Annotated in this window: 19 protein-coding genes; 8 read left to right on the top strand and 11 right to left on the bottom strand. The window is 74.4% G+C overall.

Features of this window, described 5'->3' with window-relative positions; genetic code table 11:
• The first annotated feature begins 117 nt into the window (after positions 1 to 117).
• Positions 118 to 807, top strand: a complete 690-nt coding sequence (locus OG599_RS14690; RefSeq protein WP_327176427.1) for a copper homeostasis protein CutC — start codon at positions 118 to 120, stop codon at positions 805 to 807.
• Positions 808 to 867: 60 nt separating this feature from the next.
• Here the strand turns inward: OG599_RS14690 and OG599_RS14685 are convergent, their stop codons facing one another.
• Complete coding sequence (locus OG599_RS14685) at positions 868 to 2961, bottom strand: HelD family protein (RefSeq protein ID WP_327176426.1); 2094 nt, start codon at positions 2959 to 2961, stop codon at positions 868 to 870.
• 372 nt (positions 2962 to 3333) lie between these two features.
• Here OG599_RS14685 and OG599_RS14680 point away from each other — a divergent pair, with 372 nt between their 5' ends.
• Together OG599_RS14680 and OG599_RS14675 are read left to right on the top strand one after the other, a co-directional pair.
• Positions 3334 to 3522 carry a hypothetical protein gene (locus tag OG599_RS14680; RefSeq protein WP_327176425.1) on the top strand — a complete coding sequence of 63 codons (189 nt, stop codon included), beginning with the start codon at positions 3334 to 3336 and terminating at the stop codon, positions 3520 to 3522.
• A gap of 109 nt (positions 3523 to 3631) precedes the next feature.
• A complete protein-coding gene (locus OG599_RS14675) occupies positions 3632 to 4042 on the top strand; it encodes a hypothetical protein (protein ID WP_327176424.1) in 411 nt (136 codons plus the stop codon).
• A 53-nt stretch (positions 4043 to 4095) separates the two neighbouring features.
• On the opposite strand, the gene OG599_RS14670 is transcribed toward OG599_RS14675, so the two are convergent.
• The 5 genes from OG599_RS14670 to OG599_RS14650 form a co-directional block, all read right to left on the bottom strand.
• Positions 4096 to 5766 (bottom strand): DNA repair helicase XPB, encoded by a 1671-nt coding sequence (locus tag OG599_RS14670; RefSeq protein WP_327176423.1) that lies wholly within the window; start codon positions 5764 to 5766, stop codon positions 4096 to 4098.
• A gap of 224 nt (positions 5767 to 5990) precedes the next feature.
• Positions 5991 to 6878 (bottom strand): hypothetical protein, encoded by an 888-nt coding sequence (locus OG599_RS14665; protein ID WP_327176422.1) that lies wholly within the window; start codon positions 6876 to 6878, stop codon positions 5991 to 5993.
• Positions 6879 to 7109: 231 nt separating this feature from the next.
• A complete protein-coding gene (locus OG599_RS14660; RefSeq protein ID WP_327176421.1) occupies positions 7110 to 7517 on the bottom strand; it encodes a type II toxin-antitoxin system VapC family toxin in 408 nt (135 codons plus the stop codon).
• On the bottom strand, positions 7514 to 7786 hold the full coding sequence (locus OG599_RS14655) for a hypothetical protein (RefSeq protein ID WP_327176420.1): 273 nt from the start codon (positions 7784 to 7786) through the stop codon (positions 7514 to 7516). The genes OG599_RS14660 and OG599_RS14655 overlap by 4 nt, the downstream gene beginning before the upstream one ends.
• Before the next feature lie 82 nt (positions 7787 to 7868).
• Positions 7869 to 10376 carry a helicase C-terminal domain-containing protein gene (locus OG599_RS14650; protein WP_327176419.1) on the bottom strand — a complete coding sequence of 836 codons (2508 nt, stop codon included), beginning with the start codon at positions 10374 to 10376 and terminating at the stop codon, positions 7869 to 7871.
• 72 nt (positions 10377 to 10448) lie between these two features.
• Between OG599_RS14650 and OG599_RS14645 the strand changes: the two genes are divergently transcribed.
• Entirely contained in the window at positions 10449 to 11720 is a 1272-nt protein-coding gene (locus OG599_RS14645) for a hypothetical protein (protein WP_327176418.1), read from the top strand.
• Between the two features lie 110 nt (positions 11721 to 11830).
• Entirely contained in the window at positions 11831 to 12487 is a 657-nt protein-coding gene (locus tag OG599_RS14640) for an HAD family hydrolase (protein ID WP_442809431.1), read from the top strand.
• 24 nt (positions 12488 to 12511) lie between these two features.
• Here OG599_RS14640 and OG599_RS14635 read toward each other — a convergent pair whose 3' ends face one another.
• Positions 12512 to 12751 (bottom strand): hypothetical protein, encoded by a 240-nt coding sequence (locus OG599_RS14635; protein ID WP_327176416.1) that lies wholly within the window; start codon positions 12749 to 12751, stop codon positions 12512 to 12514.
• Positions 12752 to 12917: 166 nt separating this feature from the next.
• Here OG599_RS14635 and OG599_RS14630 point away from each other — a divergent pair, with 166 nt between their 5' ends.
• Positions 12918 to 13301, top strand: a complete 384-nt coding sequence (locus tag OG599_RS14630) for a cold-shock protein (RefSeq protein WP_323180395.1) — start codon at positions 12918 to 12920, stop codon at positions 13299 to 13301.
• A 164-nt stretch (positions 13302 to 13465) separates the two neighbouring features.
• Here OG599_RS14630 and OG599_RS14625 read toward each other — a convergent pair whose 3' ends face one another.
• Genes OG599_RS14625 through OG599_RS14610 form a run of 4 tightly spaced genes read right to left on the bottom strand, consistent with a single transcriptional unit; the run spans position 13466 to position 17076 of the window.
• Complete coding sequence (locus OG599_RS14625) at positions 13466 to 14356, bottom strand: 1,4-dihydroxy-6-naphthoate synthase (protein ID WP_327176415.1); 891 nt, start codon at positions 14354 to 14356, stop codon at positions 13466 to 13468.
• Positions 14340 to 15035, bottom strand: a complete 696-nt coding sequence (locus tag OG599_RS14620) for a futalosine hydrolase (protein WP_327176414.1) — start codon at positions 15033 to 15035, stop codon at positions 14340 to 14342. Before OG599_RS14620 ends, OG599_RS14625 begins: the two co-directional genes overlap by 17 nt.
• 40 nt (positions 15036 to 15075) lie before the next feature.
• Positions 15076 to 15555 (bottom strand): DUF2771 domain-containing protein, encoded by a 480-nt coding sequence (locus OG599_RS14615; protein ID WP_327176413.1) that lies wholly within the window; start codon positions 15553 to 15555, stop codon positions 15076 to 15078.
• A gap of 27 nt (positions 15556 to 15582) precedes the next feature.
• Entirely contained in the window at positions 15583 to 17076 is a 1494-nt protein-coding gene (locus OG599_RS14610; protein ID WP_327176412.1) for an MFS transporter, read from the bottom strand.
• Positions 17077 to 17511: 435 nt separating this feature from the next.
• Here OG599_RS14610 and OG599_RS14605 point away from each other — a divergent pair, with 435 nt between their 5' ends.
• On the top strand, positions 17512 to 18444 hold the full coding sequence (locus OG599_RS14605) for a DUF3027 domain-containing protein (RefSeq protein ID WP_327176411.1): 933 nt from the start codon (positions 17512 to 17514) through the stop codon (positions 18442 to 18444).
• A 250-nt stretch (positions 18445 to 18694) separates the two neighbouring features.
• Positions 18695 to 21904: a sacsin N-terminal ATP-binding-like domain-containing protein gene (locus OG599_RS14600; protein ID WP_327180038.1), complete on the top strand. Its 3210-nt coding sequence runs from the start codon at positions 18695 to 18697 to the stop codon at positions 21902 to 21904.
• Positions 21905 to 22148 lie beyond the last annotated feature (244 nt).

Raw genomic sequence — 22148 nt, 5'->3', positions numbered from 1 at the left:
GGCTGCGCCGCCGCGCGATCGACCGTAGGCTGGCCCGGATATTGGCCTAGACCTCTTGACGTCGGTCCCATCCGATCCGGTCCGATCCGAGGGCGTCATCCCGAGAAGTGGGGACACATGAGCAAGCGCGCACTCCTGGAGGTGATCGCGCTCGACGCCGAGGACGCGGTCGCGGCCCAGGCCGGTGGGGCGGACCGACTCGAACTGGTCACCGACATGGCCGCCGACGGCCTCACCCCGCCCCGGGAGACGTTCGCCGCCATCCGGGCGGCCGTCGACATCCCGCTGCGCGTGATGCTCCGGCAGGAGGACGGCTTCGCCGTCGGTGACATCGACCGCCTCCTCGGGCGGCTGGGCGAGCTGCGGGAGGCGGGCGCCGACCAGTTCGTCTTCGGATTCCTGGACCGGGACGGCCACGCCGACCTGGTCACCGTCGAACGGCTCGTCGCCGAACTCGACGGCTGCCCCTGGACGTTCCACCGCGCGATCGACCGGGCCACCGACCGGGGCTCGCTGCGCAAGCAGCTCGCGGACCTGCCCGGACTCGACACCTACCTGACGGCGGGCGCCGCGACCGGGGTCGACGACGGCGTACCGACCCTGGTCGACGAGGCCGCCCGCTCCCGCGAACCCGGGTACGAGCCGCAGATCCTGGTCGGCGGCGGCCTCCGCCTCGAACACCTGCCGAGCCTGCGGGCCGCCGGACTCGACGCCTTCCACATCGGCGGCGCCGCCCGCCCGCACGGCTGGACCGGCCCGGTGGACGAGGCGGCGGTACGCGCCTGGCGCGAGGCCGTCGACGCGTAGGCGGTGTCCCCGGGGCCTGGCCCCGGGGGAGAGGTACGGGGCCCGGACTCTCCCCGTACCTCACACCGCGTCGGCCAGCGCCTGGGGCAGCGGGGCCGCGTGCACGACCGTGAGGCCCGACACCGCACGGGTCAGCGCCACGTACAGCCGGCGCAGCCCGGTGCGCTCGTCGGGCTCGCCGTCGACCACGGCCGCCGGCTCGTCCAGCACCACGTAGTCGTACTCCAGGCCCTTCGCGAGCGAGGCGGGGACCAGCGTCAGCCGCGAAGCGGCGCTCGTCTCCTCACCGGGCGACAGCACGGTGTGCCCGGCCGCCGCCAGCGCCTCGGCCAGCGCGGGGATGCGGGCGTCGGCGGCGATCAGACCGATCGACCCCTCCTGCTCCAGCGCCTCCTCGCACGCGTCGACCGCCGCCGCCACCAGCTCCTCGGCACCGCCCACCGCGCGTACCGCCAGCGAACCGGGCGACTCACGCACCGACTCGACCGCCGCGAGCCCGGGCGCGATCGCGGGCAGCAGCCGGGAGGCGTACGCGATCACCTCGCGCGGCACACGGAAGCCCGCCGTCAGCTCCTCCACGTGCGCGTCCCGCTTGCCCAGATGCCCGAGCGCGTCCGCCCAGCTCCGCGTCGACCAGGGCGTCGTGCCCTGCGCGAGGTCGCCCAGCACGGTCGCCGAACCCGTCGAACAGCGCCGCCCCACCGCCCGGTACTGCATCGGGGAGAGGTCCTGCGCCTCGTCGAGCACCACATGGCCGAGCGAGTGCGTGCGCTCCACCAGATCGCGGGCCTCGTCGATCAGCACCGCGTCCGCCGTCGACCACTTCGCCGACTTCACGCTGCGGGCCGGCTTCGTCCACACCACCGCCTTCTGCTCGTCCTCGGTGAGCAGCCCCTCCGCGTGCGCGGCCAGGAACTCCGGGTCGGAGAGCAGCCGCAGCACCAGCTTCGCCGGATCGACGGCGGGCCAGACCGCCTTCACCGCCGCCTTCACGGCGGGCGTACGGGCCACCGCGTTCTGCACCCGGTCGTCCGGCGCCTCCCCGGCCTCCTCCATCCGCACCAGCACCCGGTGCGCGATGCGCTGCGGCAGCGCCTCGTGGGCGGCGCCGTACCGCATGTCGCGGGCGAGCAGTTCCTCGACGAGCTCCGCCACCTCGTACGCAGGGACCCGCCAGCGGCGCGAACCGCGCACCACCACGATCCCCTCGGTGGGCGGGGTGACGTGCGAGCGGATCGCCCGCCGCAGCACCTCGGCCATTCGCGCGTCGCCCTTCACCAGCGCGGCGGACGCCTCGTCGGTGCCGCGCACCTCGACGTTCCTGGTGACCAGGTCCTCCACGGTCGCCTGCTGCACCTCCATCTCGCCGAGGGCGGGGAGCACCTGCTCGATGTAGTGGAGGAACGACCGGTTCGGCCCGATGACGAGCGTGCCGGTACGGGCCAGCCGGTCCCGGTGCGCGTACAGCAGGTACGCGACACGGTGCAGGCCCACCGCTGTCTTTCCGGTACCGGGGCCTCCCTGCACGCAGATCGTGCCGCCCAGCTCGCTACGGACGATCTCGTCCTGCTCGGGCTGGATCGTCGCGACGATGTCCCGCATCGGACCGACGCGCGGCCGCTCGATCTCGGCCTGGAGCAGCTTGCTGGTGGTGCCGGAGGCGGCGGTGTCGGCGGGGGCCGTGAGGTCCTCGTCCTCGTACGCGGTCAGCTCGCCGCCGGTGTAACCGAAGCGGCGGCGGAGCCCCACGTCCTGCGGGTCGAGGCGGGACGCCTGGTAGAACGACTGCGAGACCGGCGCACGCCAGTCGATGACCATCGGGTCGCCGTGCGCGTCGTGGACGTGACGGCGGCCGATGTAGAACCGCTCGCCCTCCGCGCCCTCGGCGAGCTCGCCGCCGACCGGGTGCCGGAAGTCGAGACGGCCGAAGAAGAGCGGGGTGTGCGAGAGGTCGGCGAGCGCCTTGATGCGCTCGTCGATCTGCGCCTGGAGTACGGCGGCGTTCACCCAGTTGGCGGTGACGTCGCGGATGTCGAGGGCCTGGACGTCCTCGCGCATGACGCGCAGGGCCGCCCGGGACGCGGCGAGATGACCTCGCTCGCGGGCCAGTGGATCGGTGGGGGTGTCACTTTCTGCGGTGTGCGGCGCGGACACGGGTAGGGCCTCCGGCAGTTCGACGCAGGGCGACGGCCGCACGGCGCGAAAGGGCGCACGGCCGGGTCCCGGTGGGTGATCACGAGGGGATACGCGCGAGGGCGCGCGTACCGGCCGCACGCGCGGTGACGCGCACGGCAGTCGGCCGGTTTCCGTCCGGTCGGCGGCACTCCCCCGGCTGCCGGCGCGCAGAGCCGGTACCACGGTGCGGGAGGGCGGGGCAGACCGGAGAGTGTATCCACGCTCCGGGGCCCGGGCGAACCGGATTACTCCGGGGTCGGGCGACGGCTTCCGGCCCGTGAGCGGAGTGTGCCTGCCCGTGGGCAGACGGTTCCTGGCCCGTACGCGGGTGGCAGGAGCACCCTGGAAGACATGAGCACCGCGATCCTGAACCCCCGCAGGACCGGCCCCGCGCACGGCGCGACCGCGGCCACCGGTCATCCTCGGTCCCACCCCCTCGGCGACGCCCTGCGCGCCGTCCGCGTGTACGTCACCACCGCCGTCGACGTCGCCGTCCGCGGGGAGTACGCCGTCGGCTCGGGCATCCACCGCGTCCGGTGAGTACGGGACGGAGCCCCGTGAGTACGGGGCGGGGCCCGGGATGAGTACGGACCCGGAGTTATCGGCTCCGGTTCCGCGATGGGCTGGGCCCATGCATTCCCGTCGCCGAATGAGCCGCAGCCGCAGCCTGAACCGCAGTCATCGCCCCGGTCCCGTGGCACGCGTCCCGCGCCGCCTCCCCGGTGGCCGCTGGTCCGTCCCCGCCGCCGCCACGGCCCTGCTCCCGAACCTGGCGCCCGTGGTCGTCGGCCTGCTCTGGGTCGCCCTGCTGGCCGGCACCGGCTGCGGCGAGGGGTGCGACCCCGCCGTGCGGGCCCCACTGGACGTGGTGACCCTCGGCTACTCGCTCACCCTCACCCTGACCCCCGCCGCGCTCGCGCTCTGCTGGCTGCTGGCGGTCCGCCGCTCCTGGTCCACGGCACGCTGGTCCGCAGCGCGCTGGGCCGCCGCCGGGCTTGCCTACGCACCACCAGCCATGATCGCGCTGGGCGTGATGCTGCTCTTCGTCCCCCGGCCCTGAGGAACGCCACGGGCGCCCGTACCCCCAGGGCACGGGCGTCCGCGATCCACACCTCAGCTCTCGGTGCTCTCCGTGTTCCCGGTGTTCTCCGTCAGCAGCTCGTCCGCGTCGACGATCCGGTACGCGTACCCCTGCTCGGCCAGGAACCGCTGCCGGTGCGCGGCGAAGTCCTGGTCGATGGTGTCGCGGGCGACCACCGAGTAGAAGCGGGCCTCGTGTCCGTCCGCCTTCGGCCGCAGCACCCGGCCGAGCCGCTGCGCCTCCTCCTGGCGGGAGCCGAACGTCCCCGACACCTGGATGGCGACGGTGGCCTCCGGCAGGTCGATCGAGAAGTTCGCGACCTTCGACACGACCAGCACGTTGATCTCGCCCTGCCGGAACGACTCGAAGAGCTTCTCGCGCTGCGAGTTCGGCGTCTCGCCCTTGATGACGGGCGCGTTCAGGTGCTCGCCCAGCTCGTCGAGCTGGTCGATGTACTGCCCGATGACGAGGGTCTGCTCGCCCGCGTGCTTGCGGACCAGCGCCTCCGTGACCTTCCGCTTGGTCACGGTGGTCGCACAGAAGCGGTACTTCTCCTCGGGCTCGGCCGTGGCGTACGCGAGCCGCTCGTGGTCGGTGAGGTTGACCCGTACCTCCACGCAGTCGGCGGGCGCGATGTAGCCCTGCGCCTCGATCTCCTTCCACGGGGCGTCGAACCGCTTCGGGCCGATGAGCGAGAACACGTCCGACTCCCGCCCGTCCTCACGGACCAGCGTGGCGGTCAGACCGAGCCGGCGGCGGGCCTGGAGGTCTGCGGTGAACTTGAAGACCGGCGCGGGCAGCAGGTGCACCTCGTCGTAGATCACCAGACCCCAGTCACGGGAGTCGAAGAGCTCCAGGTGCGGGTAGACGCCCTTACGGCGCGTGGTGAGCACCTGGTACGTCGCGATGGTGACCGGGCGGATCTCCTTGCGCGTACCGCTGTACTCGCCGATCTCCTCCTCGGTCAGCGAGGTGCGCTTGATCAGCTCGTGCTTCCACTGGCGGGCCGAGACGGTGTTGGTCACCAGGATCAGCGTGGTGGCCTTCGCCTCCGCCATCGCACCCGCTCCGACCAGCGTCTTTCCGGCACCACAGGGGAGCACGACGACACCGGAACCACCGTGCCAGAACCCCTCGACCGCCTGCTTCTGGTACGGCCGCAGCGACCAGCCGTCCTGCGCCAGGTCGATCGGGTGCGCCTCGCCGTCGACGTACCCGGCGAGGTCCTCGGCGGGCCAGCCGAGCTTCAGCAGCGTCTGCTTGATCTGCCCGCGCTCCGAGGGGTGCACGGCGACCGTGTCCGGGTCGATCCGCGCCCCGACCAGCGGGGAGATCTTCTTCGACCGCAGCACCTCTTCGAGGACCGGCCGGTCGGTGCTGGTCAGCACGAGGCCGTGCACCGGGTGCTTGGACAGGGTGAGACGGCCGTACCGCGCCATCGTCTCGGCGATGTCGACGAGCAGTGCGTGCGGCACGGGGTAGCGGGAGTACTCCACCAGCGCGTCGACGACCTGCTCGGCGTCGTGCCCTGCGGCCCGGGCGTTCCACAGCCCGAGCGGCGTCACGCGGTAGGTGTGGATGTGCTCGGGTGCGCGCTCCAGCTCGGCGAAGGGCGCGATCACCCTGCGGCACGCGTCCGCCAGCTCGTGGTCGACTTCCAGCAGAAGTGTCTTGTCGCTCTGGACGATGAGGGGTCCGGTCACGCGCTGCGGCCCTTTCTCCTGGGGACGGCCGCCCATGCGGCCAAACGTCCAGTGTGCCGCATCCCCGCGCCCGGCGGGGGTGGCGGCGGGTGTGAGGTGCGGGGCGTGGGGCGATCAGGTGGGGGCGGCGGGGACCTGTGGTGCTCACGTACGGGATTCCGGGGCCCGGACCGTCCCCCGCTCCCACAGCTCCTCGCCGTGCTCCGCGAACCGGTCGACGCCACTCACGGATGCAGCAACGACCCCAGCGGGCTGCCCTCCGCCTCCGCCGTCGGGCGGGAGACGTACAGCGCGGTGTGGAAGGAGCCCTCGCTCTCCTTGCCGAGCGGGTCCTCGCCCGCGGCGAGGGTGGCGGCGACGGCGTACCGCTGCTCCTGCTCGCCGGTGAAGCGGCGTTGCGGGTAGGTCTGCGCGGTGTGCTTCTCCGTGGTCAGGCCGTACTCGTCCAGGCAGTCGGCGATCGGCCGGTAGCTGCCGGTACGCAGCACGAACGCGGCCACCCACACCGGGGCGTCCGCCGCGCCGAGCAGCGGTCCGAAGGTGCGGGGGGAGAGGAAGCTGACGCCGCCGGTGACGGTGATCAGGCGCACGTCCCGCGCGGCGCGCAGCAGGGCCGGGCTCGGGGGCGCGGTCTCCAGGTTCTCGGCGAAGCCGTCGTCGAGCAGGCCCACGGCGCGGGCGTACGCGATGGCGTTGGGGGCGGCGTCGAGGCCGAGGACGCGGACCGCGTCGGGGCGCCGGTGGGCGGCGTAGAACGCCTTGTCCCGCTCGATGAGCCCGGCGGTGGTCAGCCCGGCGGCCTCCTCGGAGGTGTAGTGGGTGTAGAGGTCGCTCAGGGTGAGGTGGTGGTTGAGCAGGGCGGCGTTGATGCCGTACGAGCAGCAGAGGTCCAGCACCGTGGTGGCGGACGGATCGGCTCCGCCGGGTCCGAGGGCGAGGGCGGTGAGCAGGCGGCGGAAGACGCTTTGGGCGTGGTGCGGCGTCTGGTAGCCCCAGGGCCCCAGCCCCCGGAAGAACGCACGCGGGTCCGGCTGGTCGTAGGTGTCGTCGAACGGGGTCATGGTGTCGGCCGACTGTGCGGAACTCGCAGAACTCGAACTCGCAGAACTCATCAGGTGTCCCTCCCGAGCGTCCCTGCGGCCCCGCGCCGCCGTCCCGGCGCGGTCGCACGGGCGCCGGGACCGGTGCGGACCCGGCATCCTTCCGGGCGAGTCAACGCCGGAAGCGGCCCCCTGGGAACAGGGCGGTGAGGAAACCGGCCACCCCGAGGCGAGGGCCCCTGATCCTCCGCTGCCTTCGTCACCCACGTGGATTCAAGGGTGCCGAGGTCGCGGTGCCGGCCGTCACACGTCTCTGATGAGGACGCGCTCACCGCAGAGCTTCGACCAGTCGTCGCGGTCGGAGGTCAGCACGATCGCGGGGCTGGGGGAGCGGAGCGCGAGTGCCGCGACGAGGGCGTCGATGGCGTACTTGTGGCCGTGGAGTCCGCCCGCGTCCCGGAGCAGTGCCACCGCGGTCAGGGAGTCCTCCTGGCTGACCGGTTCCACCCGAAGCCGGGAGAGGAGCCAGTGCAGCCGGGCCATGTCCGTCTGGCCCTGGACGGCTTCGACGACGGTCGGCGCGGACACGATGACGGGCACCCCGGCCTGCCGGGAGGCTTCGATGCGTGCCGCCATCCTGCGGTCGTTGCGGAGAAGAAGGGAGAGCGCCTGCGAGTCCAGCACCACGGACCGGGCCGGCTGTTCCTTCACGCGGCGTCCATGCCGGAGGTCCGTGCGCTCTCCTCCCCGAAGAGCTCCCGCCGGGCGTCCTCGACCTCCTGCTCCGTGAGCGCACCGTGCGCCTCTTCGTGCGAGGCCACGATGTCCGCGAGTCCGTCCATGGCGAGCTGATGCCTGACTGCCTCGGTGATGTAGCCGGACAGGCCGCGGCGACCTGTCCGGGATCGCAACTCACTGATCAGCTCTGCGGGCATGGACACGGAGATGTTCTCGGTGGTGCCGGCTCGGGTCGGCTTCATGGACCCACTGTACGACAGCCACTATTACAGTGGCGGGCGTTCACCGCGTCGCGATGCGGCAACGCCACGGCAGGTCGAGGCCCTACTCCTCCGCCAGTTCCGCGACCCCCGTGATGCGGTGCAGCGGATACGTGCGGACCTCGTCGGCGGTGTGGTCGTACGCGGTGACGAAGCCGCCCTCCACCCGCACCGGGGCGATCACGCGCTGGCTGGCGGCGCCCTCCGCGTTGACGTAGCCGATCCAGAGCGTGGACCCCGTCATGGCGGCGGCCTGGACGGTGGCGAGGGTGTCGGCCGGGGTGGTGCGGGGGAGCGTGCCGGACGGGGCGCCGACCTCGGCGGCGGGCTCCTTGCGGACGACCGTGGCAGCCGTGTCGCCGGCCCGGACGGCCCGAACCGCCGCGCCGAGCAGGGTGTCGTCCGGTACCGGCGGGCCCTCGGGTACGGGGACGGGGGCGGTACGCGGCGGGGTGCGGCGGGCACCGGCGCGGGTGATCAGGACGTCGCCCTCGGCGGACTCGGCGGCCGGGGCGTAGCCGAGGTCGCGCAGCCCTTCGAGGAGGGACGCGGGATCGGTCTGGGAGGCGAGGACGGTCGGGGCGAGCCGGCGCAGCCGCAGGACGGCGGCGCGCTTGTCGGCCAGGATCTCGTTGAGTACGGACTCGTCGTCGCAGCGTACGTACGAGGACGCGGCGCCGATCCGGAGGTGGCCGTGGCGCCGGGCCACGTCGTCGATGAGGTAGGTCAGCGGCTGCGGTACCGGGGTGCGGCTGTGCGCGCCGAGAAAGGCGTGCAGGTCGGAGGCGCTCTGCCCGGCGTCCAGCGCCCGGCGCACCGAGCCGGGGGTGAAGCGGTAGACCGTCGCGCCGCCCTTGGACTCGACGTCCGCGAGGACGTGCAGGACGTCGGCGAGCGGGCGTTCCAGCGGCCCGGGGGCGACGGCCGTCAGGTCGGCCTGGAGGAGTACGTGGTCGAGCGGTTCCGGCAGCAGCGGGGCGAGCAGCGCCGCGGCGCGGGCGGAGTCCTCCGGGGCGCGCGGGAGCAGGGCGCGGGCCTGGGAGGAGAGCGCGCCGCGGCCGGTGATGCCGAGGAGTTCGGCCTCGTTGACCGTCCACAGCGCGATGCGTGACCGCAGGTCGGCGCTGTCGGCGGAGGCGCCGGACGCACCGGAGCCTCCCCCTTCCGGCCGGGGGTGGATGTCGCCGCGCGAGCCGCCGCGCAGCGGGCGCTCCCAGCGCAGCCGGGTGAGCAGGGTCGCGGGGTCGGGCGCGGTGCCGGGCGGCAGTGCGGCGAAGAGGGCGAGCACCCGGCGGCGTACGTCGGGGGCGGCGGAGCGGTCCAGTTCGGGGCCGAGCGCGGAGAGGGCACGGCCCTTGGCGTCCTGGCCGCCGACGAGTCCGGCGGTGCGGGTGGCGGCCAGCCAGGCGAGGGCGAGGCGGGTCCACCGCTGGGCGGCGGGGAGTTCGAGCCAGTCGTCGTAGGCGGGCGTGGCGCCGTACCGTTCGTCGGTCTCGCCGTCGGCGGCGAGCAGCCCGGTGGCGTAGGCGAGTTCGACCCAGAACGCGGCGACCGGCTCGGTCGTGTCGAGCGCGCTCGCGACCCGCTTCAGCTCGCGCACGCTCAGTCCGCCGGAACGCAGCACGGCGGGGCCGCCGCCGTTCCAGAGTTTCAGCAGGTCCTCGACGGTGGAGAGCGCGAGGAACGCCTGCCCGGCCGCCGCCCTGTCCACAGCCTGGGGATCACGTTCGGCGACCGGCTCCACGACCGGGGGCACCGGTTCCGGTACGCGGTGGGCGCGCCCGGCCCGCAGGTGCAGGGCCGCCTCGCGGGGCAGTACGACGGTGCGCGCCGACACCGGGAGCAGCAGCCCCCGGTCGCGCAGCCAGCGGACCGGCGGGGTCGGGTTCGGCGTGATCTCGCCGTACGGCGGCCCCCACACCAGCCGGTCCAGCACCGACAGCGCCTCCACGGGCGCGGAGTCCAGGAGTTCCGCCATGCGCGTGCGGTCGGTGAAGAGGCCGGTCAGCGCGGCCACCGCGGAGACCGGATCGTAGGTGGCGGGGAGCCCGGCGGCGGTCAGGATCTCCTGGAGCCGGCCCGGCGACATCCCGGCGGTGGCCTCCGAGACGGTCGGCCCGAGCCCGGTGGGGGAGGGGTGCTGCGGGGACGGTGCGAGCAGCTCCCGCGCGGTGCGCACCAGGTGCAGCCGCTCGTCCTCGCCCCAGACCAGGGCCTGTTCGCGCAGGGTGTTCAGGGCGCCCGGCAGCGCGGCGGTGATCGCGGCCCCGGCGTCGTCGTGGTGGGCGCCGTCGTCCTGGCCGTCGCCGGTCAGCAGCCGCAGCAGCGTCTCGTACGGGGCCGGGTCGGGGGCCACCGCGAGGGCCTCGGCGGTCTGCAGCGCGAACCGGTCGAGGTGCTCCAGCGCGCGCACCACGGAGGCCCGGGTGCCGGCCCGGGTGGCGAGCTGGGTGATGTCGCCCGGTACCGGCGTGAGCAGGTCGGGACGGGCGCGCAGCAGCCCGGCCAGCGCTTCGTCGCCGCGGGCACGCAGAGCTTCGGCGAGCGTGCGCGGTGGTGTGGTCGTCCCCATCCGTCCCACGGTAGCCCCTGGAACGCTACGGTCGGAGCAGGTCAGCCGGAGGGAACCGAGGGGACGGGCCACGTGGGGATCGAGAGCGACCAGCTCGTCTACGAGTTTCTGAGCCGCGTCGGGGACCTGGCGCAGCGACAACAACTGTCCTCCGCGGCCCGGATGAGGCTCGTCGGCCAGGTGCGCGACGAGATCGAGGAACAGCGCGGGAGGACCGGAACGGACTCGCCCGCCGCCGTGCGGCGCATCATCGGGCGCCTCGGCGATCCCGGCGAACTGGTCGCGGCCGCCGCCGAGTCGGCCCCCGGCACGGAACCCGCCCGGCCCTCCGCCCCGCTGCCGCCGCCGCGTCCGGAGACCTCCGCGCGGGAGACGGCGTACGGGCCCGGTGACACTCCGACAGGTCCGGTACCGGGGCCCCGGCGTGGCGCGTCGCCGTTCCGGAAGATCCGGGGCGGCGGCGGACGGGGTACGGCGGATGCGGGAGGTCCAGGAGATACGGACGGCGCACACCGGCCGGACGCGGCGCACCCGGCGCCGGGGGCGACCGGGCCGTCCGGACCGGGCGAGGGCCCGTCCGGCGTGGACTGGGCGGCGGAGACCGGGGACTCCGGCTACTGGCCCGACCCCTCCGCCCCGCACGTGATCGGCCTGGACCGGCTCGGCGACACCGTGGGCGAGCGCGACTGGTGGCGGGTCGAGCCGGGGCCGTTCGGCGAGTTCGGCGACGGGGTGCGGGTCCCGGGGTTCGTCGGCGGGGTGGAGATCCCCGCCCTGCTGAAGCCCCCGCCCCGCCCCCGCGAGGACGGCGAGGACGAGGAGGGCGACCCGGACGGGGCGGACGGCCCCGGCGGTACGAAGCGGGCGCCCCGGCCCGGTGACCCCGAGGAGGCGGTGGGCGGCGCGGCGGAGGACGCCCCGGTCGCGCCCGCCCGCCGGCGCCTGCCGCTGCCCCGGATGCGCCGGCGCGCCCCGGCGCCCGCGCCCGCCGCCCCGGCCGGGCGCCGGCTCGGCCACCCGCTGCTGCTCATCGCCGCCGCGCTGCTGGTGGCCGGTGCGGTGATCGGGTCCTGGCTGGCCCTCGCGGGCGGCTGGCTCCTCGCCTACAGCTCCCGGGCGCTCTCCCGGGCGGAGGCGAAGTGGGCCGCCCTCGGGCTGCCCGGGGTGGTCGCGGGCGGCGCGGTGGTGTGGGTCTGGGGCCGGGTCCGCGGGCGCTGGGGCGAGCCGATCGCCGAGGGCGCCATGGGCGACGCGCTGACGGGCCTGTGGCCGGTGGTGCTCCGCACGGCGGCGGTGGCCTCGGCGGTGTACCTGGTGTGGCGGGCGCGCCGGGCCCGGGGCTGACTGGGCCGTGTCTGACAGTTCCCGCCGGGCGGTCCTCCGCCTTGCGATGCACCGCATTCACCGCCCCCCACGCGGCCCGCCCGGTCATCAGGACCCGGCGGGTCGGCACAATGGACGGCATGGCTTCGCACATGGTTTCGCACACGCTGACGGTCGGCTTCGACCTCGACATGACGCTCATCGACTCCCGGCCCGGCATCAAGGCCGCCTACGTGGCCCTCTCGGCGGAGACCGGGGTGCCCATCGACGCCGACCTGGTCGTCAGCCGGCTGGGGCCGCCCGTCGAGGACGAGCTGGCGAACTGGTTCCCGGCGGACCGGGTGGCCGCCACCGCCGACCACTACCGGGAGGCCTACCCGCGCCACGCGATCGCCCCCACCACGGCGCTGGCCGGGGCACGGGCCGCGATCGAGGCGGTGCAGGCGCTGGGCGGCCGGGCGATCGTCGTCACCGCGAAGCACCAGCCGAACGCCGAGCTCCACCTCACCCACCTCGGCCTCACCCCCGACCTGGTGATCGGCAACCTCTGGGCGGAGGGGAAGGGCACGGCGCTGCTGGCGGAGGGCGCGCAGGTCTACGTCGGCGACCACATCGGCGACGTACGCGGGGCGCAGGTCGCCGGGGCGGTGTCGGTCGGCGTCACGACGGGCCCGTGCGACGCCGACGAGCTGCGGGCGGCGGGCGCGAACGTGGTCCTCGCCGACCTCACGGCCTTCCCGGACTGGCTCCAGGGGTACGAGGCCGGGCGCGCCGCGCTCACGTCGTAACGACCTGACCTCGCGCGGGCGGGCTTACGAGCGGCTCGCCGCCCGCTTCGGCGCGTTCGCCCACACCGAGCGGACGACGCCCGCGGCGGCGATCAGGAAGCCGACCCCCATGAGCATGCAGACCGCGTACGCGATCGACGGGAAGGGGTCGGTGCCGAGGAACAGTGGGGCCACCGTGACCAGGGTGGCCAGTGCGCCGACGAAGAAGACGATGGCGCCGATCCGGACCAGTCGGTCGCCCGCGCCTGAAGGAGTAGTGCTCACCCGGCAAGGGTAGTTCCCGCTGACAGACAATGGCCCGGCGACGTCTTGTCCCGGGCCCAGGGGCCACTAGCCTGAAGATCGGCGGGTCCTGGCGGCCCGCTCTCCTGCTATCCGGAGCCGTTTCGCGGCTCCCCGCGCATCGACGAGCGACGAGGACGAGGACGAAGTGCCCACCGGCAAAGTCAAGTGGTTCAACAACGAGAAGGGCTTCGGCTTCCTCTCCCGTGACGACGGCGCGGACGTGTTCGTGCACTCGTCGGTCCTGCCCGACGGAGTCGACGGGCTCAAGCCCGGCCAGCGCGTCGAGTTCGGTGTGGTCGCCGGGCAACGCGGTGACCAGGCGCTTTCCGTCACGATCCTCGATCCGACCCCGTCCGTCGCGGCGGCCCAGCGCCGCAAGCCGGACGAGCTGGCGTCGATCGTCCAGGACCTGACGACGGTCCTGGAGAACATCACGCCGCTGCTGGAGCGGGGCCGCTACCCCGACAAGGCGTCCGGCGCGAAGATCGCCGGCCTGCTCCGCGCGGTCGCCGACCAGCTCGACGTGTAGCCGGTCGGCATCCGGTACGCCACGTACCCGGTACAGCGACGACGGCGGTCCCTTCCCGGGACCGCCGTCGTCGTACGTCTGGCCGGAAACCGCCGCAAACCCGCCGGGGCCCCCGGTCACTCCGTCAGGTGGTCACATCGTCAGGTGGTCACACCATCAGTGGGTCACACCGCTTCGGGGAAGGCCAGCGCGTCCGGTGCGAGGGCCGGGACGAGGCCCTCCGCCGCGGCGCGGGTGAGCAGGCCGCGGATCGCCGCGTACCCGTCCTCGCCGAGGTCGGCCGTGAACTCGTTGACGTACAGACCGATGTGCTGGTCGGCGACGGCCGGGTCCATCTCCTGGGCGTGCTCCAGGACGTAACCGCGGGAGGCCTCCGGGTCGTCCCAGGCCATCTCGACCGAGGTGCGGATGGAGTCGGCCAGCGCGTGCAGCGCCTCCGCGCCCAGCGAGCGCTTGGCGATGATGGCGCCCAGCGGGATCGGCAGCCCGGTGGTGGACTCCCAGTGCTGCCCCATGTCGGCGAGGTTGTGCAGCCCGTAGTTCTGGTACGTGAAGCGGGCCTCGTGGATGACGAGTCCGCCGTCGACCTTCCCGTCGCGCACCGCGGGCATGATCTCGTCGAACGGCATGACGACGATCTCGCCGACCCCGCCCGGCAGGGTCTCCGCGGCCCAGAGGCGGAACAGCAGGTAGGCGGTGGAGCGCTCGCTCGGCACGGCGACCGTCTTGCCGGTCAGGTCGGTGCCCGGCTCGCGGGTGAGGACGAGCGGGCCGCAGCCGCGTCCCAGCGCGCCGCCGCACGGCAGCAGGGCGTACTCGTCGAGGACCCACGGCAGCACCGCGTAACTGACCTTCAGCACATCGCCCTCGCCGCGCTCGGCGAGGCCGTTGGTGATGTCGATGTCGGCGAAGGTGACGTCGAGCGGGGTGGCGCCGGGGACCCGGCCGTGCGCCAGCGCCTCGAAGACGAAGGTGTCGTTGGGGCAGGGGGAGAAGGAGATCTTCAGCGCGGCGTCCGTGCCGGTGGGGGCGGCGCCGTCAGTCGTTGCGGTCATGGTGGGTCCAACCTTCCAGTACGGGGATGAGCTTCCCGAAGGCTCCGGTGAGCGCGGCCAGGGCGTCGCCGATGCGCCAGGCGTCCCGGTCGCGGGGGCCGACCGGGTTCGAGACGGCCCGGATCTCCAGCACCGGCAGCCCGAGAGCGGTGGCCGCCTCGGCGACCCCGAACCCCTCCATCGCCTCGGCGAGGGCGTCGGGGTGGGCGGCCGTCAGGGCGGCGGCACGCTCCGCGCTGCCGGTCACGGTGGAGACCGTCAGCACGGTGCCGGCCGCCGCGCCGGTGGCGGCGGCGACCTCCCGTACCAGCGAGCGCGGCGGCACGTGGAGCACCCGGCCGAAGCCGAGGCCGGTGACGGGGACGAAGCCCTCGGGGGTTTCGGCGCCCAGGTCGGCGGCGGCGATGCCGCTCGCCACCACGAGGGAGCCGACGGGCGCGGCGGGCACGAACCCGCCGCCGATCCCGGCCGACACGACGAGGTCGTACGGGCCGGAGGCCAGGGCGAACGCGGTGGCCGCGGCGGAGGCGGCCGGGCCGACCCCGCCCGCCAGCACGTCCAGCGGGCCGGTGCGGTGCAGCTCGGCGCCGGGCACCGTACGCACCTCGGGAGCCTCCCCGGACGCGCGTGTGACCGCGTCCCGTTCGGCGGGAACAGCGGTCACGACGAGCACACGCACTTCGAGGACGTCCAGGGTGGGAGGGCGGAACCGACCGGGGTCAGTCGGTCTTCTTCAGCTTGAAGTGCCAGATGCCGACGAGCTTCGAACCGTCGGTCTCGACGACGCTGACCTGGGTCTCGTTGCTCGTCTCGCCGGTCTGGCTGGAGAAGAACGCGCTGCCGGTGATGGACCGGTAGGTCTTCTTGTACGGCTCCTGCTCGGCCTGCTGGCCGTCGATGAAGAGCGTCCAGCCGTTGTCCGCGACCTCCGGGTCGACGCCGAAGCGGACCCGGTCGTCCATCGCGACGTCGATCGTCTTGTCGGCCTTCTTGTTCAGGCAGCCCTGGATCAGCGATTCCTTGATGGGATCGCCGTCGTTGTAGCAGGCGGCCTCGGTCGACACCGAGGTCGTGCCGACCGTCACGGTGGCGAGCGGCGTCGGCTTGTCGCAGGCGGACAGGACGAGGAGTCCCGCGGACACGGCACCAAGAGCGACGCCGATTCGACGGCTCTTACCTGAGAAGAACGCAACGGTCATGGGCCGAAGGCTATCGGTCGCTCCGCTTCACGCCACGCGGGGGTGCGGTGAGCCGCGCCGCGCGGAGGTCAGGAGACCCCGTACGGACGTTGCGGCACCCAGCGCGAGGATTCCGGCGGCGACCGACATGCCCAGTACTCCATTGAGCGGCAGCGCGATCCCGATACCGCCGCCGACCACCCACGCCATCTGAAGGATCGTCTCCGACCGTGCGAAGGCGGAGGTCCGCACCTCCTCCGGCACGTCGCGCTGGATCATCGCGTCCAGCGACAGCTTCGACAGCGCCTGGGTGAAGCCGGCGACCGCGCCGAGCACGGCGACGAACACCGTCGAGAAGAACAGCGCGGCCAGCACCGCGGCGCCCAGCGCGATCCCCAGCACCGTCGCGACGATCACCTCCGGGCCGCGTGCCCGCAGCAGCGAGCCCACCGCCGTACCGCAGGCGTTGCCCGCGCCCGCCGCGACGCCGACGATGCCGAGCGAGACGGCGGCGCTCTGCCCGGACAGCGGCTCGTCCCGGAGCAGGAACGCGAGGAAGAAGATGAGGAAGCCGGAGAGCGCGCGGTGCGCCGCGTTGGCCTGGAGGCCGTGCAGCACGGAACCGCCCACCGACCGCAGCCCCGGCCGCCGCTCCCGCTTCTCCCGGACCCGCCGCCCCCCGTCCGGCCCCCTGCGCCCGGTCCACGTACGCCCGGCCCACGTACGTCCGGTACGCAGCAGCGTCGAGCCGGTCCGGGAGCCCCGGGGACGGGTGGCCCCGGCGGCCGCGCCGGCCGTGCGGTGCTCCTCGGCGAGGCGGGCCCGGCGCTCACCCTTCGCGGAGTCCACCTTGGGCGGCAGCGTGAAGGCGAGGAAGGTGCCGCCGAGGAAGATCACACAGGCGCCGACGAGCGGCCACGCCGATCCGGCCATCTGGAGCGCGGCGCCGATCGGGGCCGCGATCCCGGTCGCCAGCAGCCCGGCCAGGGTGACCCGTGAGTTCGCCTTCACCAGCGAGAACCGCGGGGGCAGCAGGCGTGGCACGACAGCGCTGCGCACCACCCCGTACGCCTTCGAGCAGACGAGCACCCCCAGCGCCGCCGGGTACAGCTCCAGGCCGCCGGTGGCGACCGCGCTGGACATGGCGATCGCGAGCACCGCGCGGACCAGCATCGAGCCCGCCATCGCCGCCCGGCGGCCGTGCGGCAGCCGGTCGAGGAGCGGGCCGATCACCGGGGCGAGCAGGGTGAACGGCGCCATGGTGATCGCCAGGTAGAGCGCGACGCGGCCCCGGGCCTCGTCGGTCGGGACGGAGAAGAACACCGTGGAGGCCAGCGCCACGGTGATCATCACGTCGCCCGCGCCGTTGACGGCGTGCAGTTCGATCAGCTTGCCGAGCCCGGACTCACCGGCGCCGTGGGCGTGCGTCACCTTGCGGATGGACCGGCCGGTGCCGAAGAAGCCCGAGTGCAGCGCGCGCCGCATCGACCGGCCCGCCCTGCGGAAGGGGCCGGAGACGTCGTGCGACCGGACGGAAGCCACTTCGTCATCCTGCCCCAGCTTCTCTCCGGCGAACCGACGACGGCGCGCGGGGTCCGTCGACCGGGGCGCGGACGGCGGAACCAAATGGCCTCCCGGGGGAAGGGGAGGGGGCAGATCCGGGAATTTTCCGGCCGTGAGTCCCGAAGAATCCGCTCCGTCCCGCATCGGTAAGGTCGCGTTTGGGACGGGCAGGTGGGCGCGGGGCGGCGGAGAGGGTAGCGTGCGTTACGCGCCACCGGCGGTTGTTCTTGGCCGCGCGCCTCTCCGCGATCCCGCAGAATGGGTTACGAGAAGCACGCCCGAGGCAGGCAACAACGGGTGTGGACGTCGACGCGGTCCCCAGGTCCGCTCCGCCCACAGCCGTCATGGCTGAAATCGGACATCGATGGAGCCATCGGCGCGCTCGTGAGACTGCGTAGGAGAGAAGCGAGACCTGTGAGTGCTGCGACGACGCGAAGCCGTACGGCCCGTACCCCTGTTCCCGACCGGCTCTGTGCCGAAGCGGTAGATCTCGCGCGTGCCGCGGCCGAGGAGGCCGCGGCCCCCGGCGAGGTCGGCGAGCACGTGGCCGTGGTGGCCGAAGGGGACCGGGTCGTCACGCACTACTTCGAGTGCGAGATGTTCGGGTACCGGGGCTGGCGCTGGGCGGTGACCGTCGCCCGGGCCTCCCGCGCCAAGAACGTCACGCTCGACGAAACGGTGCTGCTGCCCGGCTCGGACGCCCTGCTCGCCCCGGAGTGGGTGCCCTGGAGCGAGCGGCTGCGCCCCGGCGACATGGGCCCCGGCGACCTGCTGCCCACCGAGGCCGAGGATCTTCGCCTGGAGCCCGGCTGGACCGGCGAGACCGTCGACGAGACGGAACCGCCGGAGGTCTCCGAGGAGCTGTCCGCCCTCGCCGACACCGAGGACGCCGAGCTGACGGACCGGCGGCCCTCCGCGATCGGCCGGGGCTCCATCGCCTCGGTCGCCGAAGAGCTGGGCATGCGGCGTGCGCGGGTGCTGTCCCGGTACGGTCTGCACGCGGCGGCCGACCGCTGGGACGAGGAGTTCGGCCCCAAGACGCCGATGGCCCAGGCCGCCCCCGCGACCTGCGTGAGCTGCGCGTTCCTGGTCCCGCTGACCGGTTCGCTGCGGCAGGCCTTCGGGGTCTGCGCCAACGAGTTCGGCCCCGCCGACGGCCATGTCGTCTCGCTGGCGTACGGCTGCGGCGGCCACTCCGAGGCGGCCGTGATGCCGAAGCCGCCGACGCCCGCCCCGCACGCCCTCGACACCATGCGGGTGGACACCTACCAGCTGCACCCCGAGCGGGACGGCGGTTCCGTCCCCGACGAGGCCGACGCGCACGCGGACGACCTCGGCCACTCCTGACGCAAGCGCACCGCGCGCGGCGGCTTCCGGCGATCCCGGGCCGCCGCGCGGCGCCGCACGCCCGCTCCACGCGCTTCCATGCGCCGTTGCCGCTCCACGCGCCTCCACGCGCCGTTCCCGCTCCTCCCCGTTCCACCCGCCGTTCCCGCTCCCGTGGACCGCGCTGTCGTCCCCGCGCGGTACGTTCGGGCGCACACTGGGCGGCAACGGCCGACGGGTCAGCGGAACAGAGCGGAGTCGAAGCGTGAGCATGAAGGCGACCGAGGGGGCCGATCCGTTCGGGACGGCACGGCTGCGGCGCGGCGTGCTCGACGCCTGGGGGGCCGGGCCTGCCCGGTTCCGCGAGGACGCCAACGCCGAGGAGGACCTCGCGCTCGGCGGGTACCGCGACCGCCTCGTCGTGGAGCTCGCGCAGAACGCGGCCGACGCCGCAGCCCGCGCGGGGGCGCCCGGCCGGCTCCGCCTCACCCTGCACCCCGGCGCGGACGGCATCCCCACCGTGCTGGCCGCCGCCAACACCGGTGCCCCGCTCGACGCCACCGGCGTCGAATCCCTCTCCACCCTGCGCGCCTCCGCCAAGCGCGAGGGCCACGAGACGTCCGTGGGCCGCTTCGGCGTCGGCTTCGCCGCCGTCCTCGCGGTGAGCGACGAGCCCGCCGTCCTCGGCCGTCACGGCGGAGTCCGCTGGTCCCTCGCCGAGGCCCGCGTCCTCGCCGAGGGCGCGGCCGTCGGCAGCCCCGGCCTCGGCGACGAACTCCGCCGCCGCGACGGCCACGTACCGCTGCTGCGGCTCCCCCTGCCCGCCGAGGGCACCGCGCCCGAGGGGTACGACACCGTGGTGGTGCTGCCGTTGCGCGACACCGCCGCCGAGGACCTGGTGGAGCGCCTTCTCGGCTCCATCGATGACGCCCTCCTCCTCACCCTGACCGGACTCGACGAGATCGTGGTCGAAACCCCCTCGGCCGTACGGACGTTGAGGCGCTCCGCGCACGGCCCGTACATCCACGTCGAGGACTCCGCGCACGGCGTCAACCGCTGGCGCACCGTCTTCCACCACGGGCCCGTCGAGCCCGCGCTGCTCGCCGACCGGCCGGTCGAGGAACGGCTGCGCCCGCACTGGTCGGTCACCTGGGCGGTCCCGGTGAACGAGGACGGCTCGCCCCGCCGCCCCGCCACCGCCCCCGTGGTGCACGCCCCGACGCCCACCGACGAGCCGCTCGGCGTGCCCGCCCTGCTCATCGCCTCGCTGCCGCTGGACACCACCCGCAGGCACCCCGCGCCCGGTCCGCTCACCGACTTCCTGGTGGAGCGCGCCGCCGACGCCTACGCCGAACTCCTCGCCGACTGGCACCCCGTCTCCACCGGCACCCTCGACCTGGTGCCCGGCCCGCTCGGCCAGGGCGCGCTGGACGGGGCGCTGCGCGGGGCGATCCTCCAGCGGCTGCCCCGGGTCGCGTTCCTGGCGCCGGCCGCGCCCGCCGACCCGGCGGCCGCGGTCACCGGGCACTGGGCCGACGACTGGGCGGAGCCGGAGACCCCGGACGCCGTCCGCCACCGGGACTCCGCCGCACTGCGGCCCGTGGAGGCCGAGATCGTGGAGGGCGCCGGGGACGGGACCGTACGGGTGCTCGCCGAGGTCCTGCCGTGCCTGCTCCCCGCCGGGCTGGAGCGCCGCACCGAGCTGCGCACCCTGGGCGTCGGCCGGGTCCCGCTGACCGAGGCGATCGACCGGCTCGCCGGTCTGGAGCGCGAACCGCACTGGTGGCGGCGGTTCTACGACAGCCTCGCCGGGGTCGACCCGGACCGCCTCTCCGGGCTGCCCGTCCCGCTGGCGGGGGCGCCCGACGCCCCCGAGGGGCAGCCGCCCCGCACCACCATCGGCCCCCGCCAGGTGCTGCTGCCGCTGCCCGACGCGCTGACCGGCCCGGTGCTCGCCCGACTCGCCCGGCTCGGCCTGAAGGTCGCCCACCCGGACGCCGCGCACCCGCTCCTGGAGAAGCTGGGCGCACTGCCCGCCACCCCGCGCGCCGTGCTGACCACCCCTCAGGTGCGGGCGGCCGTCGCCGGATCGCTGGACGCGGGCGAGATCTGGGACGAGGACGCGCTGGACGGCGACGAACTCGTGGAGACCGTGCTCACCCTCGTGCGCGAAGCCGAACTGAACCCCGGCGACGAACCCTGGCTCGGCGCCCTCGCGCTGCCCGACGAGGACGGCGAGACCGCGCCCGCCGGTGAACTCGTGTTGCCCGGCAGCGAGTTCGCCGACATCATGCGCGAGGGGGAACTCGCCTTCTGCGACCAGGAGCTGGCCGATCGCTGGGGCGAGCAGCCGCTCACCGCCTGCGGGGTCCTCGCCACTTTCGCCCTCGTACGCACCACCGACGTGGTGCTCGACCCGGACGAAATGGAGCCCCGCGACGGCGACTTCGCCGAACCCGACGACGCCGGGCTGCTGGACGCCGTCGACGTCTGGTGCGAGGACCTGCTCGACCAGCTCCCCGACACCCCGGTGCCGCCGGTGGCCACCGAGATCGTCGCCGTGCGCGACCTCGACCTCGTCGCCGACGACGCCTGGCCGCAGGCGCTCGCCATGCTCTCCCGGCCGCCGCTGCGCGACGCGCTGACCCAGCCGGTCCGGGTGCTCCTTTCGGACGGTACGACCCGCTCGGTACGCCCGTACACCGCCTGGTGGCTGCGTGACCACCCGGTGCTGGAGGGCCGCCGCCCGGCCGGTGTCCGCGCGGCGGGCGGCGACCCGCTGCTGGCCGGCCTGTACGACGCGGTGGACGCCACCGGCTTCGACGACGCCCAGGTGCTCCGCGCCCTCGGCGTACGCACCACGGTCGACGCCCTCCTCGACGAGCCGGGCGGCGCCGCCGAACTGCTGGGCCGCCTCGCCGACGAGGACCGCCCGGTGACCGCCGTACAACTGCACGCCCTCTACACCGCGCTGGCCGACCTCGATCCCGAACAGGTCACCCTGCCCGACGCGTTGCGGGCCGTCGTGGACGGGGCGGTGGAGGTGGTCGACGCGGCGGACGCCGTCGTCGCCGACGCCCCCGACGTGCTGCCGCTCGCGGAGGGGCTGCCGCTGCTGCCGGTCGCCCCGGCGCGCGCCGCCGAACTCGCGGAGCTCTTCCAGGTCCGCCGGCTCGGCGAGACGATCGAGGCGGAGGTGGAGACGGAGGGCGAGGAGCACGAGGTGCCGGAATCCGTCCGCGTCCTGCTCGGCGACCGCACCCCCGGGACCTACGTCGAGCACGAGGAGCTCCACGCGGGCGGCGTCGAACTGGACTGGCGCCGCGCCCCCGACGGCACCGTGCACGCCTCGACCCTGGAGGGCGTGGCGGCCGGACTCGCCTGGGCGGCGGGCCAGTGGCCCCGCCGCTTCGAGGTCGCCGCCCTGCTTGAGGACCCGTCCCGTACGGAGGAGCTGGCCCGGGACCGCTGGTTCGACTGAGTCGCCTGTGCGCCTGCCTGTGCGCCTGGTGTGCCGCCGCCCATGCCCCGAAGCGGCGGCCCACCGGGCGAGGAGCGCCCGACGGCCCGCCGCGGGCGGCTCGTCAGGGGCGGACGTAGGGCCGGGTCGACGGCGTTTCCCGGCTTCTCGCCGGGACGGGATCGAGCCACCCGCAGCTCGGACGGGGGGCTACGCCGTGTCTGACCATTCCCGCCGGGCGGTCGGCGCCCGGCACGGCACCTCG

Origin of the sequence: Streptomyces sp. NBC_01335, from assembly GCF_035953295.1 — a bacterium.
GTDB lineage: Bacteria > Actinomycetota > Actinomycetes > Streptomycetales > Streptomycetaceae > Streptomyces.
This window is presented reverse-complemented; position numbering and strand designations above follow the sequence as displayed.

Coding starts and splice junctions, on each gene's coding strand:
- OG599_RS14690 (WP_327176427.1), top strand. CDS start 118: ATGAGCAAGCGCGCACTCCTGGAGGTGATCGCGCTCGACGCCGAGGAC.
- OG599_RS14680 (WP_327176425.1), top strand. CDS start 3,334: ATGAGCACCGCGATCCTGAACCCCCGCAGGACCGGCCCCGCGCACGGC.
- OG599_RS14675 (WP_327176424.1), top strand. CDS start 3,632: ATGAGCCGCAGCCGCAGCCTGAACCGCAGTCATCGCCCCGGTCCCGTG.
- OG599_RS14665 (WP_327176422.1), bottom strand. CDS start 6,878: ATGAGTTCTGCGAGTTCGAGTTCTGCGAGTTCCGCACAGTCGGCCGAC.
- OG599_RS14655 (WP_327176420.1), bottom strand. CDS start 7,786: ATGAAGCCGACCCGAGCCGGCACCACCGAGAACATCTCCGTGTCCATG.
- OG599_RS14650 (WP_327176419.1), bottom strand. CDS start 10,376: ATGGGGACGACCACACCACCGCGCACGCTCGCCGAAGCTCTGCGTGCC.
- OG599_RS14640 (WP_442809431.1), top strand. CDS start 11,831: ATGGACGGCATGGCTTCGCACATGGTTTCGCACACGCTGACGGTCGGC.
- OG599_RS14625 (WP_327176415.1), bottom strand. CDS start 14,356: ATGACCGCAACGACTGACGGCGCCGCCCCCACCGGCACGGACGCCGCG.
- OG599_RS14615 (WP_327176413.1), bottom strand. CDS start 15,555: ATGACCGTTGCGTTCTTCTCAGGTAAGAGCCGTCGAATCGGCGTCGCT.
- OG599_RS14600 (WP_327180038.1), top strand. CDS start 18,695: ATGAAGGCGACCGAGGGGGCCGATCCGTTCGGGACGGCACGGCTGCGG.